Genomic DNA, 15,748 nt, shown 5'->3' with positions numbered 1-15,748 from the left:
CTAGAGTACCCCATGGGATTTTCGCAGGAATGGGTTGGTCGCCCTCTCCTGACGCATGGTTGAGGTTGGGCCGTGGCCGGGAAGAATGTCCAGCTCATCGTCTAAATCCCACACCGGCCCCGCCAATGAATCCAGCATGGCCTGTGGATTAGAATCCGGAAGATCAACGCGCCCCATTCCCCCGGCAAAAAGTACGTCACCGGTAAGGGCAAAAGTATCCGAAATGATCAATACACACCCCGGCGAATGGCCAGGGGCGTGCTGGAGGGTGAATGTATGCCCGATTAGCTCTAGTTCTTCCCCACCGTGGAGTTCGCGGAGATCGGCAATGGGTACCATGCTCGAGGCTTGGAATAGCTCCTGTGCCTGGGCGGAGACGCCCTCCCCAGAATCCAACATGAACCTATCTGCGGGGTGAATATAAACGGGGATATCGAGCATCTGCGCCAAATCCCCGGCCTCGCGGGTGTGGTCAATGTGGCCGTGCGTGAGCACGATAGCTTCATAGTCATAGTCGTGCGATATAACCTGCGACATGGAATCCATGCCCGGATCCACGATGAAGGCGCGCTTTCCCTCCGCCGCGATATAGGTATTCGTGCGAAATGGGCCCGCAGTAAATCCTTTAATGTCCATGGCTCAAGTCTAACGAGGCTCGCACCCATCGCGCCTCCCTGATCGCATCGGCACTCTGGATTCTAGTACGAAGCAAGCATGTAAAAAGCACCCAACCTTCGCGCCCACAGCCACGGAGGGTTGTGGGCAAGGCTGGGTGCTGGATTTAATGAGCCTGCCAGCTTAAAGCTTTATTGCAGGGCTGCAAGAGCCTTGTCGTAGTCCGGCTCAGTGGTTACCTCCGGCACCAACTCGTTGTAAATGACCTTGTGGTCAGCGTCGGTGACTACAACGGAGCGTGCCAATAGGCCCTTGAGTGGGGAGCCTTGCAAGGTCACGCCGAACTTCTCGCCAAAATCGGAGCGGAAATCGGACGCGGTGTCCACGTTTTCAATGCCCTCTGCGGCGCAGAAACGATCCAGCGCGAAGGGTAGGTCGCGGGAGACGGACAAGACAACGGTATTGTCTAGGCCCGCAGCCTTTTCATTAAAGGTGCGCAGCTGCTGCTGGCACACACCCGTATCGATGGAAGGGAAAATCGAGATAACGAGGCGCTTGCCCTCGAAATCCTTATTGGTGACCTCAGAAAGGTCGGTGCCAACGAGGGTGAACTCTGGGATGGGCTCCCCTACTGCGGGAAGTTCACCAGCGGTTTGGGTAGGTTCGTCAGAAAATTTAACTTCAGCCATGGCCCCGAGCGTACTGATACTTTTGCTTCCCCGCTATAGCTCACCGCTTATTGCTGATGCCAATCCCCGAGCCAAGTCAGCCCCACGTCCGCAAAGCCGCTAAAATCGTCCTAGTTGAGACACGTCACCGATAATCGCTAGAAAGGTTGTCCCACGGTGCCAGATAATAAAAAGCGCGGAGAAGACGCGCTGCACAAGCTCGACCGCGAGCTAAAGTCCCGTGACCGCAAACAAAAGACTCGTCCTTTTGGTGTCGCCTTAGCCTCGCTCGTCGTCATCCTCGGCATCGCGGGAGGAATTTACTTCCTCTCCACCCGCGATGGCTCTGAGGGCGACATCCAGGCGGAAGATACCTCGGAAGCTCAGACCACGCAGGAAACCCCCAAGGCGGAGCCCTTGAGCGGCAAGCGCGCGGAAGCCCTGCCGGCAACCGTTCAGTGCGAGTATGAGGACAATGGGCAGGATGGCCACGGTGCCAAGAAGCCCGACGGCAAGGATATTTCCACCGAGGGCACTGTCACCGTATCCTTCGATACCACCCAGGGCCCGATCGAGATGGACCTAGACCGCGCCACCGCGCCTTGCACCACCCACGCCATTTCGGAACTGGCTGACTCCGGCTTCTACGATGACACCGTCTGCCACCGCATGACCTCTGGTGGCTTGAATGTGCTCCAATGCGGCGATCCCACCGGTTCCGGTTCCGGCGGCCCAGGCTTCAGCTTTGCTGATGAATACCCCACCGATGAAACTGATGACGAGGACGCACAAAACCCCGTTGTCTACCCCCGCGGCTCCGTTGCTATGGCCAATAGCGGTCCGGATACCAACGGCTCCCAGTTCTTCCTTAACTACGATGACTCGGAGTTACCTCCTAACTACACCTACTTCGGCACCATCACCGAAGATGGCTTAAAGACCCTAGACAAGATTGCCAAGGCCGGCGTAGACACCGGTAATCAAGGTGACAATCCAGGCGGCCAGAAGGATGGCAAGCCTGCAGAAGAGGTAAAGATCAAAAAGGCTACGGTAAAGGCCTAGTCTGCGGCATCGGCGCTTGCCGATGCCTCCCTCCATTCCCTCTACCTTTTCCTCACCCCAGCGCAACGCACGAACTAAATCGTGGCGTGGCGCTGGGGCATTTTCATATCCGATGCTTTGCCTTGACCACCCTCCTACCTGCACGTAACTCCAGAAAGCACATCCTTTCTATACTCTCCATCTGGATTAATCACCCCCTTCAAACCCCCCCATTCCTTATTGATAATGTTTTTTATTAAACTCAGCTTGGGTAATTCAGACAGTCACGCAGCCGTCTAATATCTAAAAAATTTGAACACCACAAGCTTGATAGGAAACACAATGAAGCTTTTCTCCCGCAAGGCCTTCCTCGCCGGCGCAACCGCCCTGTCCGTTACTCTCGCTGGCACCACCGTGGCCACTGCCGCGGAGAATGCGGACACCGTTGCTCAGAGTGCTACTACCACCTCCACCGGCACTGCTAGCCAAAACATTGATTCTGACGCAAACAAGCAAAACGATGCCAAGAAAACGCAAGACTTGTCTTCCAAGGACGCGAATCCTGAGTCCGTCAAGGCCTGGATCGAAGTTATTACTGCCGCGGTCGGCGCACTGGGTACTCTCTTCGCTTTCGCCAATAAGTACATCAACATCGATGACCTTCTAAAGAACTTCAAACTTCCTTTCTAAACGCTAACGCGCCTTGAGGGCGATTAACCGCCGTGCTCTTATTGAACTGCACGGCGGCTATACGGAAGGTAGTTCTGAAGTTCTCCCCCCTCTATCAAATCCTTAAGACTCTTTGGCCTGTTTGATATACCCAGAGCCAACGAGGTCATTAAAGATATCGGGGTCTATGTCCTGACCATTCTTAATGACAGATATATGCCCGGTGGGCTCTAAAACCATGATCTGAACGTCTTCCATGCGGGCTAAACCAGCCTTTCGCACCGCGGAATACACGTCAGAGCGAGTGATGTGAGACACGGTGAGATTATCGTCAATCATCTCGCCCTGAAAGACGATGAGAACAGGACGGCGATCCAAAAATCGCGTCCACTTCACCACCTTGCGGATGGTACCGAATGCAGCTTCCAGGGCCATCAGCGTGGTCAGCCCAATAACACCCGCCGCTAATGTGGGCGGAACACCAATGATCACACGCCCGGCAACAGCACCGAACATAATGATGATGATCGCGTCAGAGGCCGTCATGGAGGTCAATACGCGGGAACCAAAAAGCTTCACCAAGACCATAAAGGCGAGATAGATGCCTAATGTAGACAACATGACAACAGGAACTCGATGTAGCTCGATTCCTAGTTGAAAAGTAGCCTCGCGTAAAAACCGTTCAAAGATATCCACGGCTTTTGAGGTTACTAGGATGCAAGACACAGCACAGAAAAATAAGCGCTTTTCCCCCTGTAAGCGAGGAAAAGCGCTTTTAGTGTATCCGCAGGATTTGGATTCCTAATTAGATGTGAAAGGACTTGCGCAGGTCATCAAAGATGGCCCGCAGCGGTGCCGGCAGCACCTGGGGGTGCAAACCAATAATGGCGATTCCTGCCGCTAGTGCCGCCACGATGGCAAGGGCTGCGCCACCAAAGGAGGAACCTTGCGGTACCTCCGGGGCACCATCGGCATCACCCAATTCCACGGGTAGGATGGCTTGAGTGCCGGCGTCTGTGGTGATTTCTAGGTTCTGGGAGCCGGTGAGTCCTTCTGGCACGGTCAGCGTCACCTGCGCGCGTCCGCGCTCGCCAAATTGGTCATCGCTTTCCTGCTTGGAATTATCGATATCGGCGGTTACTTCCTCATCCCCCAACTTCACCGTAACCGTCTTAGCCATTGGCTCGCCCTCACTGGTGTAGTTCAAGCTGGACAAATCGACGGTGATTTCTTTACCTGGGGCAATTTCGCCATCGATGTGGGCGCCAATTTGGCCCTGTCCCTTGCGGACCTCGGACTCGCCGGACGCAATGTAGTCGATCATGGCCTGGGCATCCATGTATCCCACATCGTTCTTGTCCTTGATGGAGCTTGCCTCAAAGTAACCATCGCCGCCCTTTTCGCTGTCGCTGGAAGCAAGGAAGGAAGAAAGCGCGATGGAATAGTCCTTGTACGGGTCAAGGGGCTCGCCGTTGATGGTGACGGACTTGACGCGCTCACCCTGGGAGGCCTTGTGGTCATAGACCACCTGCACGTTATTGGAAAGCCCCATGGCAAGACGCGGCCTACTACCCTCCTGCCACTGGTTTTCCAGTGCGGTAATGAAGTCCTTGCCGGAGACCTTCGCGGTAATAACGGAGTTACCAAACGGCTGGACCTCAAAGATGTCCTTGTAGGTGACGTCGCCACCCTGCAAATCGGCGCGCACTCCGCCGGCATTCATGACGCCGAGGTCAATGTCCTCACCCACCTGCTTGCTCAAGGCATAGCGCTGCCCTTCCGCGATGAAGTTATTCAGGGTGGACTCGACACCGCGGTTAGAGCCTGGCTTTTGCCCCTCATCGGAACCGCGGAACAAGTCGGTTTCGACTGTGCCAGCGCTCTTCGAGCCTTCTACCTCGGCTTCATCCTGTGCCTTCTTAACGATGCCCGTAATGTCAGCATCGGGTTCTACCTGCGCCGCAGCAGTCGCGTCGTACTGCTTGAGATCAATGCTTTTCACCTTGCCCGCGGCCTTGTCGAAGGTAATATCGGCATCGTTAAGCAGCTTGCCGTACTCGTAGCCTTGCGCCCACTGCAGTGGCAGCGCGCCGTCGCGTTCAACCGTGCCCTGGGTGGTCTGGTGGGTATCGCCACCAAAGAGGATATCGACGTCCTTATTAAAGCCCTTTGCGTATTCCTCTGCATCTTCGTGAAAGAGGGAGACCACGACATCTGCCTCGCCGCTTTCCTTCAAGCGGGTGGCTTCCTTATTCGTTGCCTCAACGGGATCGGTAAAGGTAACGCCCGGAATCTTTGCCGCAGACACCTTGAACTTGGTGTTTTGGGTGACGGTGCCGACGTAGCCGACCTTCACGCCGTCGATTTCTTCCACATGAGAGGCATCCAAGAGCGGCTTGCCGTCTTTTAATACATTGGCGCCGAGGATGGGATAGTCAGACGCTGGCTCGATACAGTCCGTTAGGTCCTCGGTGCCCTTGTCGAATTCGTGGTTGCCCACCGCGGTGACCTTCATCCCCATGGCATTGAGCGCTTCCAGGGTGTATTTGTCATCCGAGATGGCCGAGACGAATGCAGAACCGCCCACGTTATCGCCCGAAGAGGTGAGGTTGAACTCCTGGCCTTCGTTGACCTGCTTGATAAGCGATTGCAGGCGAGCCACGCCAATTTCATCGCCCGCCTTAGCAGGCTCGCTCAGGCCATCTTCCAGGTGGCCGTGCAAGTCGGTGATATTGGTAACCGAGATGGTGGTCGTATCCTCCTGCGCTAGGGCGTGTGTGCCAGACAGCGCGACGGCGGTGACGGTGGTAGCGGCCACCAACTGGCCAATGCGGCGGAACTGCATAATTACTCCTGTGTCGTAGAAAGCATTCAGACAATATATACCGCTTTCTTAACCAATTCGCAGGAAGCATAACGCCCGTGAACTGGGCTTTTACCTTTCCTCCGCCAAGAGTTCACGCAATCGTCACGTGCGCGTCGCCCGCGCTTTGCTCTATCAAGCAACCGCACAGGGAGGTAGCCGCGCGGGAAGGCGGTTAGGCAGTCACGCGGTAGACGTCAAAGACGCCCTCGGTATTGCGCAACGTCGTCATCAACGAGCCCAGCTGTTTGGTATCCGAGACAGAGAAGGTAAATCGCATCGTGGCAATTTGGTCCTCGCCGCGGTTCGAATTCATAGTCAACACATTGATGTTCTGATCGCTTAATACCCGCGTTAGCTCAGACAGCAGGCCCTGACGGTCCAATGCCTCAAGCTGCAGCGTGGCAGAAAACGCACCGGTAGAAGAGGTGCCAGAGGACCACTCCACCTTCAGCATGCGCTCCGGCTCAGATTTAAGCTTTTCCGCGTTGGCGCAGTCCGCACGGTGCACCGACACTCCCCCGCCACGGGTGACAAAGCCAAAAATGGCGTCCCCAGGCACCGGCTGGCAGCACTTCGCAAGCTTAGCCATGACATCGGGGCTTCCCTCCACCAAGATGCCCGTGCCGGAGGCGGAGTCCTTGGTATGCTGCGCGCGGGACTGCTCGAGCTCCGACAGCGGGGTTCGAGAAGCCAGCGCATCCACGGCATCATCGCGGTCGCCGAACATAGCGACCAATTGGTTGGCCACGTGTTGTGCGGAGACGTGTCCTGCGCCGATGGCAGTGTACAGGGCATCGACATCAGAATAGTGCAACTGTTCTGCCACCTGCTTCATGGAGCTGGCGGTAAACAGGCGGTGCATCGGCAAGCCGCCGCGCTGCACCTCAGTAGCCAAGGCATCGCGCCCGGCTTCAAGATGCTCCTCACGCCTTTCCTTGGCAAACCACTGGCGGACCTTTGCCTTCGCCCGCGGGGAGACCAAGAATTCCTGCCAATCGCGCGATGGACCGGCATTGGGATCCTTGGAGGTAAAGATTTCTACCTTGTCGCCGGATTTCAGTGGCGATTCTAGCGCCACCAATTTACCGTTAACCTTGGCACCAATGCAGCGGTGGCCAACCTCCGTATGCACGGCGTAGGCGAAATCGACCGGAGTAGAGCCCGCCGGCAGATCCACCACATCGCCCTTCGGGGTAAAGGCGAAGATCTGGCGCGCCGTCAGGTCATAGCGCAGGGAATCAAGGAATTCATTGGGGTCTGCCGCTTCCTTCTGCCAGTCCAGCAGCTGACGCATCCAAGCCATCTGGTCCACCTCTTCTTGGTGCCCAGAATTCTTTCCCTTTGTTTCCTTATAGCGCCAGTGCGCAGCGACGCCGAATTCGGCGTTGTAGTGCATCTCGTGCGTGCGGACCTGCACCTCAAGGGTTGCTCCGCCATCCGCGAGCACTGTGGTGTGCAAAGACTGGTAGACGCCGAAGCGCGGGGAGGAAATATAGTCCTTAAAACGCCCAGGCAGGGCCTGGTAGATGGAGTGCACAACACCAATGGCGGCGTAACAGCTATTGATATCATCCACCAATACGCGGATGCCCACCAAGTCGAAGATCTCCGCAAACTCGCGGCCGCGCACGACCATCTTTTGATAGATAGACCAGTAATGCTTCGGCCGGCCCATTACTTCGGCCTCGATGCCATTTTCCTTTAAGGCGGCGCCCACTTGGTTGATGATTTCCTTCAGGGCGCGATCGCGCGAGGGCGCGCGCTCTGCCACCATGCGCACGATTTCGTCGTACTTTTTGGGATAGAGGATGGCAAAAGACAGATCCTCTAACTCCCATTTCACGCTCGCCATGCCCAACCGGTGGGCCAAGGGGGCGATGACCTCTAGCGTCTGGCGCGCCTTCTTGGCCTGCTTTTCCGGCGGCAAAAAGCGCATAGTGCGCATATTGTGCAGACGGTCGCTGACCTTGATGACCAGCACGCGCGGATCGTTGGCCATGGCGACGATCATCTTCCGGATGGTCTCGGCTTCCGCCGCAACACCCAGGGCCACCTTGTCCAGCTTGGTCACGCCATCAACAAGCCGGGCCACTTCGGGCCCGAAGTCGCGAGTCAGATCCTCCAGCGTGTACTCGGTATCCTCCACCGTATCGTGCAAGAGTGCTGCAACGATGGTGGTGGTATCCATGCCGATTTCCGCGGCGATCGTAGCCACGGCTAGCGGGTGGGTAATATACGGCTCGCCCGACTTACGGAATACTCCCTCATGCAGCCTTTCTGCGGTGTTATAGGCAGCGTTGAGCAATTCCGCATCCGCTTTGGGGTGGAATTTCCGGTGAATGGACATGAGGGGATCGAGCACCGGGTTAATCTTGACCCGCCCGCCGGTCAGTGACCGGGCAAGGCGGGCAGACATGCTCCGCATCCCGTTATTAGCCTGGCGTTTTGCTGACTTATCCGTGGCCATCTCTACCGCCCTTCACAATGCCGCAGCCTATATTGCTGACTGCAGAGCCTTTCCAGATCGTGTGATCTAGCTTAGACACACCATCTTAGTCAGCGTCATCCAGCACAATGAGCGGCGGGCCCGATAAGCGTTCACGGCCGTTAAGCCCCTTAACTTCGAGCACCACGACGTTGCCCGCTACCTCGGCGCCCGCAGACTCAAGAAGCAGCTTGGCGCCGTGGAGGGTGCCGCCGGTGGCCAGGACGTCATCGACAAGCACCACGCGCTTGCCCTTTACATCAACGCCGCTGGCGGGGATCTCCAACGCCGCCGAACCATATTCCAGTTCGTATTCCTCGGTATATACCGGCGGCGGAAGCTTGCCCTTCTTGCGAATGGCCAAAATACCCAAGCCCAGCTTGTACGCCACGGCAGAGCCCAGCAGGAACCCGCGGGCATCCAAGCCACCAATGAGATCCGCTCCCAACTCCTCACACGCGGCGGCGAGGCCATCAACAACGGCCTGAAATGCCTCAGGATCGGCTAATACCGGTGTGAGGTCTTCAAAAAGAATTCCTTCTTCTGGAAAGTCCTGCACAAGGCGCACCTTGTCGCTCAAAGCTTGTGCTGCTGATTCGTAGTGAGAAGTCATCATCTTCCTTGCAACTAAATAGCGAGAATTAATTTAGGAGCGGAAAAGGCCTAGGCCTTTTCCACAGGTTCTTGTGCCGATACGCGCCACCGGTCCATATTCCAGCCGATGCCCGAGATGCCAGTGTACGGCAGGACACCCTCCACGTCGCGGTGAACGATAAACACGCGCGGCTGTGCAGCGACCGGAATGGAGGGAACACTCTCCCACAGCTGCTCTTCCTGCTCCTTGAGCTGAACGGAGTTTTTGATGCTGGAATCAGCGGCAGAGTACTCGGTCAGCGGATCGACCGCTCCCAAGAAGGCGTCGATGGTTGGCTCCCCCGTTTCTGGATCAGGGTTGAGATAAAACTGCGATAGTTTCTCCTCCGCAGCATCCTCGATGGTAATGCCCGCCGGTTCACAGGAGGCGCGCAGCGCATCGACCATCGCCTGATAGCGCTTATCTGGGCCAACGTAGCCCACCTTGATGGTGGTCCCGTTCAACTGGCCAGCCGCAGTCATGTCCGTTCCCTCGTAATCCTTCGCCACCGATCCTAGTGTTTGGGCTACCGGATCCTCGACAGAGACGGTGCGCAGATAAGCCGGTGGAACATTGACACCAGATACTTCGGAGCTCTTTTGCGCCATAGCTGCTTGGTCCACGCAGGCAGCGAATGCCTTCCTAGCGGAAGGTTCTGCAAAAATCCCAGCCTGCGATAGCGTCAGTGTGTCGGTTTGCAGGCCCACCTCGGTGGTCGTCTCAAACTCGGTTTTCTCTGCGCCCGCGGGGTCCTCCCCATTGGAGTTGCCTTCTTTATTCGAGTCAGATCCGTTTTTGGATTCGGGGGCTTCGTTGCCTTCCTCGGATTCTGCGTCCTTGCTTGCGTTCCCTGAGAGCCAGTCAGGCGCTGCAGTGGCGGAATCTGCCACCTTGAGAACGCCCTTATCCGCGAGTTCCTGTGCGTCGGCAGTACTCGGCCAAACGACGAGGCGATCCAAGGCAGGTTTGTCACCGCGATACTGCTCATTGGCTTTTAAGAAAACCTCGCCAGAATCGCCAACCTTATCCGCGGTAAATGGGCCGTAAGACACCTGCAACTCGGGGTCAAAGTCATCCTTGGCGGTGGAAAAACCGTAGCGCCACAAATCCGCTACCGGCTGCAGCGTCGCCATGTCTTCTGTGTGCAATGCCGCGTTGAGTTCTTCTACGGTCAAATCCGCCTTCTGCGCGAGCGCGTGTGCAGGCATGACGGTGCCAGGGCCAAACATTTGGCGCCACCGATGTCCCTGGTCTTTCTGGAAAGTCAGCGTAAAGGCCTTGCTGTGCGGTGCGCACTCGATATCTGCGATGTCATTCATCAGCGGCATATGCGAGGCAAATTCAACCGGGTGCGTGCCAGCCTTATAGGCAAGCAGGTAATCATCGCAGGTAACGGGGGTGCCATCGGAGAACGTGGCGTCATCGGCTAGCGTCAAACGCACGCTTTCCTGATCGCTATCTCCTGCGGGCGGAAGCTCCTCGGTCTCTACTAAATCCGCATTGGGAATAAGCTGTCCAGAGGGCCCCGGCACAAAAAGGCCGGGATAAAGGCGCGTCGAAAGCTGTGCCGCTGAAGTGGTGCTGCCAAAGGCGGTACCGGCATTCGTCGTTGCCAGCTGGGAGTTGACCATATATCCGGTGTAGTTATAGGACTCCGGATCGCTGGGCGCGGATTGGTCACCGCTATCGGATTCGCCACTGCTGCACGAGGCCGCTGCCAGCGCAAGGGCGGAAAGCCCTGCCGCAACTACTGTGATTTTGGGACGGCGACCCCACCACCGTGTGGTGCCTAATCTGCGTTCCACGGTACGCACAACCCCTTTTCTCCTAAAAAGACCAAGCCTTACTCTGCCTGATTATGCCGTGTTTAAGGTCGTTTAGCGCCCCGGGCGCCACGTAGCACCGGTATGGCCGGAGGCACTGCTGCCGTGATCAGTTTGTTCTTCTGCCACTTCCTTGTGCGTCTTGGCCCCGACATCGGAAGGCGTGACCACCTTGCGCTTTGCAGAACCCGCCTCCGCTGGTTCACCATCCTCAGACTTACCCGCGCGGTAATCCAGCACACGTTGCGTGTGCTGTTTGACGCGCTTGGTCCAATTAGCAAACGTCACCACCAGCGGGGTGGCTAAGAAAATCGAGGAGAAAATACCCTCGATAACACCGATGAGCTGGATCAGGGCCAAATCGCGCAGCGTACCGATGCCCATAAGCCATACGGCGATGACGAACAACGCGATAATAGGCAGCGCGGAAATGACGGAGGTGGAAATGGAACGCATGACCGTCTGGTTAATCGCCAGGTTAGCCAGTTCCCCGTAGGTCTTAGAACGTTGGCCTTCCAGCCCTGCAGTGTTCTCATTGACCTTGTCGAAGACGATGACGGAGTCATAGATGGAGAAGGTCAAGACGGTGAGCAAACCGATAATGACGGCGGGAGAAACTTCAAAGCCAAAGAGAGCGTAGATACCGGCGATGACGATGCCATCAATAATTAGCGCCAAAATGGCGGCAAAAGCCATAATCTTTTGCAGGCGCACCGCCACATAGATTGTCGCTGCAACGAGGAATACGATCATGGCGAGGATCATGCGCTGCGTAATCGAGGAACCCCACGATTCGGACACCGTGGAAGAACCAATGGCGTCCGGGGTGGCCTCCCCGTTTTCATCCTTTGGCTGGAATTCCTCATAAATGGCGGACCGGGCGCTGTCTACTTCCTCCTGACTCAAGCGCTCAGAGGTGACTTCAAGCGTCTCAGCATCACCGGCACCAACGATGCGCACTTGCTCCGGTTCAACGCCAGTGGAGTCCTCAAAGACGGTAGCTACCTCATCTTCTTTCAAGTCCCCAGCGGGCATGGACAAGGTGGTGCCACCCTCAAAGTCGAGGGAGAGCGTAAATCCACGAATCAAGATGGCGACGATGGCACCGACGAGGAGCGCGGCGGTAATCCCGTACCACCGTTTGGTGTGGCCAATGAAGTCATAGCCACGCTCGTCTTCATAAAGGCGATCTAAACGCGAAATCTTATTTTTAGTCGATACGGCCATGATTATTTCTCCTCATCTTCCGCAGCTGCTGAGGGCGAAGAACTCTCAGACGAATCGGCGCCAACGGATGCCGAATTTTCAGTAGAGCGCTCCCGCTGCGCGGAAGCGGCAGAACGGGAATCTCCGTAATAGCCGCGTTCTCGCCGCTCTTCAATTAGCGCATAAATTCCGCCCAAACCGTTCATCGATGGCTTGGCGGCCGCTGGGCGGCGGCCGATGATCTGCATCACCGGCGCCATAACCAAGAAGGAGACGACCAAGTCGAAGATCGTGGTCAGACCCAAGGTAAACGCGAAGCCCTTCACCTCACCGATGGCGAGGAAGTAGACGATGACAGAACCAATCAACGTCACCGCGTTACCGGTCACGATGGTACTGCGCGAGCGCTCCCAGGCCTTCCGCGTAGCGGACCTAAAGGTTCTACCTTCTAAGAGCTCGTCCTTAATGCGCTCGTAGTAGACCACGAACGAGTCCGCGGTCGCACCGACACCAATGACCAAACCTGCGATACCGGAAAGGTCGAGTGAGTAACCAATCCAACGCCCCAGCAACACAATGGCGCCGTAGGTTAGCAGGCCGGAGCCAAGCAAGAAGATGACGGACACACCACTGAGCGCTCGGAAGTAGTACAGCGAGTAAAGGATGACCAAAATCAAGCCTGCCAAGCCAGCCCACAGGCCAGCTTCTAGCGCAGCCTTACCCAGTGTCGGAGGAATGGACTCCACCGTGCCACCGGGCTCGCCGTTTTCGCCGGCAAAGGACAGCGGCAAGGCACCGTAGCGCAGGTTATTGGCCAGGTTATTGGCTTCTTCTTGGCTAAAATCACCGTTAATGGAGGTAGCGGAACCGTACGGGGTAGCACCCTGGATAACCGGCGCAGAAATAACAGCCGAGTCAAGGGTGATGGCAATCTGGTCGTTCAGGTGGTCCCGCGTGAGGTCAGCCCAAGTCTGGGAACCGTTCGGGCCATCGCCAGTCTTGAAGGAGAAGCTGATCTCCATCTGACCAGACTGCGGGTTGAGGCCACCGTTGATCGGGGAATTGGTATCAATCTCATTACCCGTCAAACGGGTACCGTCTTCATCCTCAACGCCGTTGAGCAACGGGGCTGGCTCCAAGACATAGGGAGTGCCGTTGTCGTAGTCACAGGTAACAAAAGGCTTGGACGGATCGTCCGCACCAGCCAGTGGGTCAGCGGAGCCTTGGCAGGTTAGGAGCGAAGAGGCCGCTGCTTGCGTCGTTGGGTCGTCCGACTGGCGGTCCTTTAACAACATTTCGGTTATTTCATCGCGACGCTCGGTCTGCTCAATGGAGTTGGACGGCTCATCCAAAGGCTTAGCGGAAACCTTTGGTGCCTTGACGTCCTTCGCTTCCTTGCCCTCAGCCTGCGCTTCTTGCTGGGCAACGGCATTGGTGACGTCTTCCAACTTCTTGTTGGCCTCGTCCTTATCTAGGACGCCGTATTTGACCCAGCGGTTGGCCATATCCTCCAGCTCTTTGTCGAGCTTGTCCAAGTCCGGCGCGGAGGGTTGCGCCACTGGGCGGAAGTACAACTGAGAGGTCTGCCCCACTGCCTGGGCCTGCGAGGCATCTTCGCCCGGTACTGTGATGACGAGGGTATTTCCGTTGATGACGACCTCGGAACCAGAAACGCCCATGCCGTTCACGCGCTGTTCCAAAATATTGCGCGCCTGCCGTAGCTGGTCCTGGGTGGGGTCTTCACCTTGTGGTGCCAAGGTTACGCGGGTGCCACCCTGCAGGTCGATGCCTAGCTTTGGGGTGGCTTGGCGGTTTCCGGTGAAAAAGACCAGCGCATAGATAACGACCACGATAAGCCCAAAAAGCGCGAGGGCGCGTTTAGGCCATTGGCGGTTGCTATTTTTCATAGCGCCTCGAGATGATGCGGACAACGATATTCTCCTGTGCACTGCAAACCAGGGTGATTAGACATTAAATACGGCCCGCCCGATTCGGCGCGGGCACGTTAACAACGCACAATCGTACGTCATGGAATAACATTTTCCTTAACGGGGTCCGCGATTCAGCGAAAATGTGTCAGGTTCTACGTTTCTCTTAAGCCAATTGCAGGCTCATAGAACACTAGCCGTGTGCACAAGGTACGCCCGCGCCTGCCTTCGTTGAGAGCACGGGCGATAACGAGGAATTAGCGGTCGGAGGACTGCTCGCCTTCCCCACCATTGAGTCCCTCATCATTATTGTTCTCGCCGTTGTCTCGCTGCGGCTCTCCAGCTTTGTCTGCACTACCGCGGTTAAGTTTCTGGGCTTCGCTTTCGGTGCGAACAACCGCCATCTTGTCAAAGGTAAGGGTAACTCCCGGGGAAACCTCGAGGTCCACACTGGTATCGGTGGTTCCGCGCACCACACCGTGGACACCGCCGGCGGTCACGATGCGGTCCCCATTCTGCAGGGAATTTTGCAGCGATTGCATGTCGTTTTGGCGCTGGCGTTGCTTACGCATCGCCATAAAGGAAGGAATGATGAACAAAATGACAATGATTATGAGAAAGATGATTTCCATAACTTTCCAGTATGCCAGACTGTTTGGTTCACAAAAACCATCGGCTAGTTCCATCCCATGGACCCCACCAGCGAGGTGCACATGGGCCCTTAAAACAGCCCAATTGCCCCATCCGGAGGCGTCAGGCCCAGGTGCTGCCATGCGGCTGCGGTGGCTACCCTGCCCCGCCCAGTGCGCGAAATCATGCCGGCGCGAACCAAGTATGGCTCACACACCTCCTCCACGGTGGAGGGTTCCTCGCCAACGGCGATGGCCAAGGTATTAACACCCACCGGCCCGCCGCCGTGGCCATTGATCAGGGCACTGAGGACGGCGCGGTCCAGCCGGTCCAGCCCCATTTCATCAACATCGAATACCTCCAACGCCCCCTGCGCGGCGGAAAGATCGATGCGCCCGGTTCCATTGACCTCCGCATAGTCGCGCACGCGGCGAAGCAGGCGGTTGGCAATGCGCGGAGTGCCGCGCGAACGCGAGCCGATCTCAACGGCGGCATCATCGTCGATGGCGACGTCCAAGATATGTGCCGCACGCTTGATCACATGGGTGAGATCCTCGGTGCTGTAGTACTCCATTTGGGCGGTAAAGCCGAAGCGATCCCGCAGCGGTCCCGTCAACATTCCTGCTCGCGTTGTAGCCCCGACCAAGGTAAACGGCGGGATCTCCAACGGGATCGAGGTAGCACCCGGCCCTTTTCCCACAATCACATCGATGCGGAAATCTTCCATGGCCATATAGAGCATCTCTTCGGCGGGCCGGGCGATGCGGTGGATCTCATCGATGAAAAGCACGTCGCCTTCCATGAGGTTCGAAAGCATCGCCGCGAGGTCTCCCGCTCGTTCCAGCGCTGGGCCCGAGGTCATGCGCAGCGACGTCCCAAGTTCCTGCGAAATGATCATGGCCATCGTAGTCTTACCCAGGCCGGGCGGCCCCGATAACAGGACATGGTCCGGGGTGACCCCGCGGTTCTTAGCGCCCGTAAGCACGAGGGAAAGCTGCTCCCTGACCTTTGGCTGCCCAATAAATTCCGTTAGGGATTTCGGGCGCAGGGAGCGCTCGATATCGTGTTCTTCGGCGTGAGCGGTGGCTTCCACATCACTATTGTGCTGTGAATCGTGCGCCTCATTCATTCCCTCCGGGAGGTTGAACTCGGTGCGCTCAATATCGGACATGCTGTAGCCTTC

The 15,748-nt window shown here is 56.9% G+C and carries 13 protein-coding genes; 2 read left to right on the top strand and 11 right to left on the bottom strand.

The features are described 5' to 3' along the window. Together HMPREF1257_RS02965 and tpx are read right to left on the bottom strand one after the other, a co-directional pair. On the bottom strand, positions 1-636 hold the full coding sequence (locus HMPREF1257_RS02965; protein ID WP_023022565.1) for an MBL fold metallo-hydrolase: 636 nt from the start codon (positions 634-636) through the stop codon (positions 1-3). A gap of 170 nt (positions 637-806) precedes the next feature. After that, a complete protein-coding gene (gene tpx / locus HMPREF1257_RS02960) occupies positions 807-1,304 on the bottom strand; it encodes a thiol peroxidase (protein WP_023022567.1) in 498 nt (165 codons plus the stop codon). A 156-nt stretch (positions 1,305-1,460) separates the two neighbouring features. Between tpx and HMPREF1257_RS02955 the strand changes: the two genes are divergently transcribed. Both HMPREF1257_RS02955 and HMPREF1257_RS02950 read left to right on the top strand, forming a co-directional pair. Continuing rightward, positions 1,461-2,345 carry a peptidylprolyl isomerase gene (locus HMPREF1257_RS02955; RefSeq protein ID WP_023022569.1) on the top strand — a complete coding sequence of 295 codons (885 nt, stop codon included), beginning with the start codon at positions 1,461-1,463 and terminating at the stop codon, positions 2,343-2,345. Between the two features lie 321 nt (positions 2,346-2,666). Then, the gene (locus tag HMPREF1257_RS02950) at positions 2,667-3,014 is read left to right on the top strand and encodes a hypothetical protein (RefSeq protein ID WP_023022571.1); all 348 of its coding nucleotides are present in this window, start codon (positions 2,667-2,669) and stop codon (positions 3,012-3,014) included. A 102-nt stretch (positions 3,015-3,116) separates the two neighbouring features. Here HMPREF1257_RS02950 and HMPREF1257_RS02945 read toward each other — a convergent pair whose 3' ends face one another. The 9 genes from HMPREF1257_RS02945 to ruvB all read right to left on the bottom strand — a co-directional run bounded on the left by HMPREF1257_RS02945 (position 3,117) and on the right by ruvB (position 15,736). After that, positions 3,117-3,614, bottom strand: coding sequence for a DUF421 domain-containing protein (locus tag HMPREF1257_RS02945; RefSeq protein WP_023022573.1), 498 nt, complete (start codon positions 3,612-3,614; stop codon positions 3,117-3,119). A 184-nt stretch (positions 3,615-3,798) separates the two neighbouring features. After that, positions 3,799-5,838, bottom strand: coding sequence for a bifunctional UDP-sugar hydrolase/5'-nucleotidase (locus HMPREF1257_RS02940; RefSeq protein WP_023022575.1), 2,040 nt, complete (start codon positions 5,836-5,838; stop codon positions 3,799-3,801). A gap of 193 nt (positions 5,839-6,031) precedes the next feature. Beyond that, entirely contained in the window at positions 6,032-8,326 is a 2,295-nt protein-coding gene (locus HMPREF1257_RS02935) for a bifunctional (p)ppGpp synthetase/guanosine-3',5'-bis(diphosphate) 3'-pyrophosphohydrolase (RefSeq protein WP_034659141.1), read from the bottom strand. Positions 8,327-8,411: 85 nt separating this feature from the next. Next, positions 8,412-8,957, bottom strand: coding sequence for an adenine phosphoribosyltransferase (locus HMPREF1257_RS02930; RefSeq protein ID WP_023022579.1), 546 nt, complete (start codon positions 8,955-8,957; stop codon positions 8,412-8,414). Between the two features lie 50 nt (positions 8,958-9,007). After that, positions 9,008-10,783: an ABC transporter substrate-binding protein gene (locus HMPREF1257_RS02925; RefSeq protein ID WP_232208514.1), complete on the bottom strand. Its 1,776-nt coding sequence runs from the start codon at positions 10,781-10,783 to the stop codon at positions 9,008-9,010. 72 nt (positions 10,784-10,855) lie between these two features. Continuing rightward, positions 10,856-12,028 (bottom strand): protein translocase subunit SecF, encoded by a 1,173-nt coding sequence (gene secF / locus HMPREF1257_RS02920; protein ID WP_023022584.1) that lies wholly within the window; start codon positions 12,026-12,028, stop codon positions 10,856-10,858. A gap of 2 nt (positions 12,029-12,030) precedes the next feature. Next, complete coding sequence (secD, locus tag HMPREF1257_RS02915) at positions 12,031-13,914, bottom strand: protein translocase subunit SecD (RefSeq protein ID WP_023022586.1); 1,884 nt, start codon at positions 13,912-13,914, stop codon at positions 12,031-12,033. Positions 13,915-14,192: 278 nt separating this feature from the next. Beyond that, a complete protein-coding gene (gene yajC / locus HMPREF1257_RS02910) occupies positions 14,193-14,567 on the bottom strand; it encodes a preprotein translocase subunit YajC (protein ID WP_023022588.1) in 375 nt (124 codons plus the stop codon). 89 nt (positions 14,568-14,656) lie between these two features. Continuing rightward, entirely contained in the window at positions 14,657-15,736 is a 1,080-nt protein-coding gene (ruvB, locus tag HMPREF1257_RS02905; RefSeq protein WP_023022590.1) for a Holliday junction branch migration DNA helicase RuvB, read from the bottom strand. Between the last annotated feature and the right edge of the window lie 12 nt (positions 15,737-15,748).

This window comes from Corynebacterium sp. KPL1814 (genome assembly GCF_000478175.1).
In the GTDB taxonomy this organism is placed as follows: domain Bacteria; phylum Actinomycetota; class Actinomycetes; order Mycobacteriales; family Mycobacteriaceae; genus Corynebacterium.
This window is presented reverse-complemented; position numbering and strand designations above follow the sequence as displayed.

Excerpts from the sequence above, each read along its gene's own strand:
- HMPREF1257_RS02965 (WP_023022565.1), bottom strand. The coding sequence starts at position 636 with ATGGACATTAAAGGATTTACTGCGGGCCCATTTCGCACGAATACCTAT.
- tpx (WP_023022567.1), bottom strand. The coding sequence starts at position 1,304 with ATGGCTGAAGTTAAATTTTCTGACGAACCTACCCAAACCGCTGGTGAA.
- HMPREF1257_RS02950 (WP_023022571.1), top strand. The coding sequence starts at position 2,667 with ATGAAGCTTTTCTCCCGCAAGGCCTTCCTCGCCGGCGCAACCGCCCTG.
- HMPREF1257_RS02945 (WP_023022573.1), bottom strand. The coding sequence starts at position 3,614 with ATGTTGTCTACATTAGGCATCTATCTCGCCTTTATGGTCTTGGTGAAG.
- HMPREF1257_RS02940 (WP_023022575.1), bottom strand. The coding sequence starts at position 5,838 with ATGCAGTTCCGCCGCATTGGCCAGTTGGTGGCCGCTACCACCGTCACC.
- HMPREF1257_RS02935 (WP_034659141.1), bottom strand. The coding sequence starts at position 8,326 with ATGGCCACGGATAAGTCAGCAAAACGCCAGGCTAATAACGGGATGCGG.
- HMPREF1257_RS02930 (WP_023022579.1), bottom strand. The coding sequence starts at position 8,957 with ATGACTTCTCACTACGAATCAGCAGCACAAGCTTTGAGCGACAAGGTG.
- secF (WP_023022584.1), bottom strand. The coding sequence starts at position 12,028 with ATGGCCGTATCGACTAAAAATAAGATTTCGCGTTTAGATCGCCTTTAT.
- secD (WP_023022586.1), bottom strand. The coding sequence starts at position 13,914 with ATGAAAAATAGCAACCGCCAATGGCCTAAACGCGCCCTCGCGCTTTTT.
- yajC (WP_023022588.1), bottom strand. The coding sequence starts at position 14,567 with ATGGAAATCATCTTTCTCATAATCATTGTCATTTTGTTCATCATTCCT.
- ruvB (WP_023022590.1), bottom strand. The coding sequence starts at position 15,736 with ATGTCCGATATTGAGCGCACCGAGTTCAACCTCCCGGAGGGAATGAAT.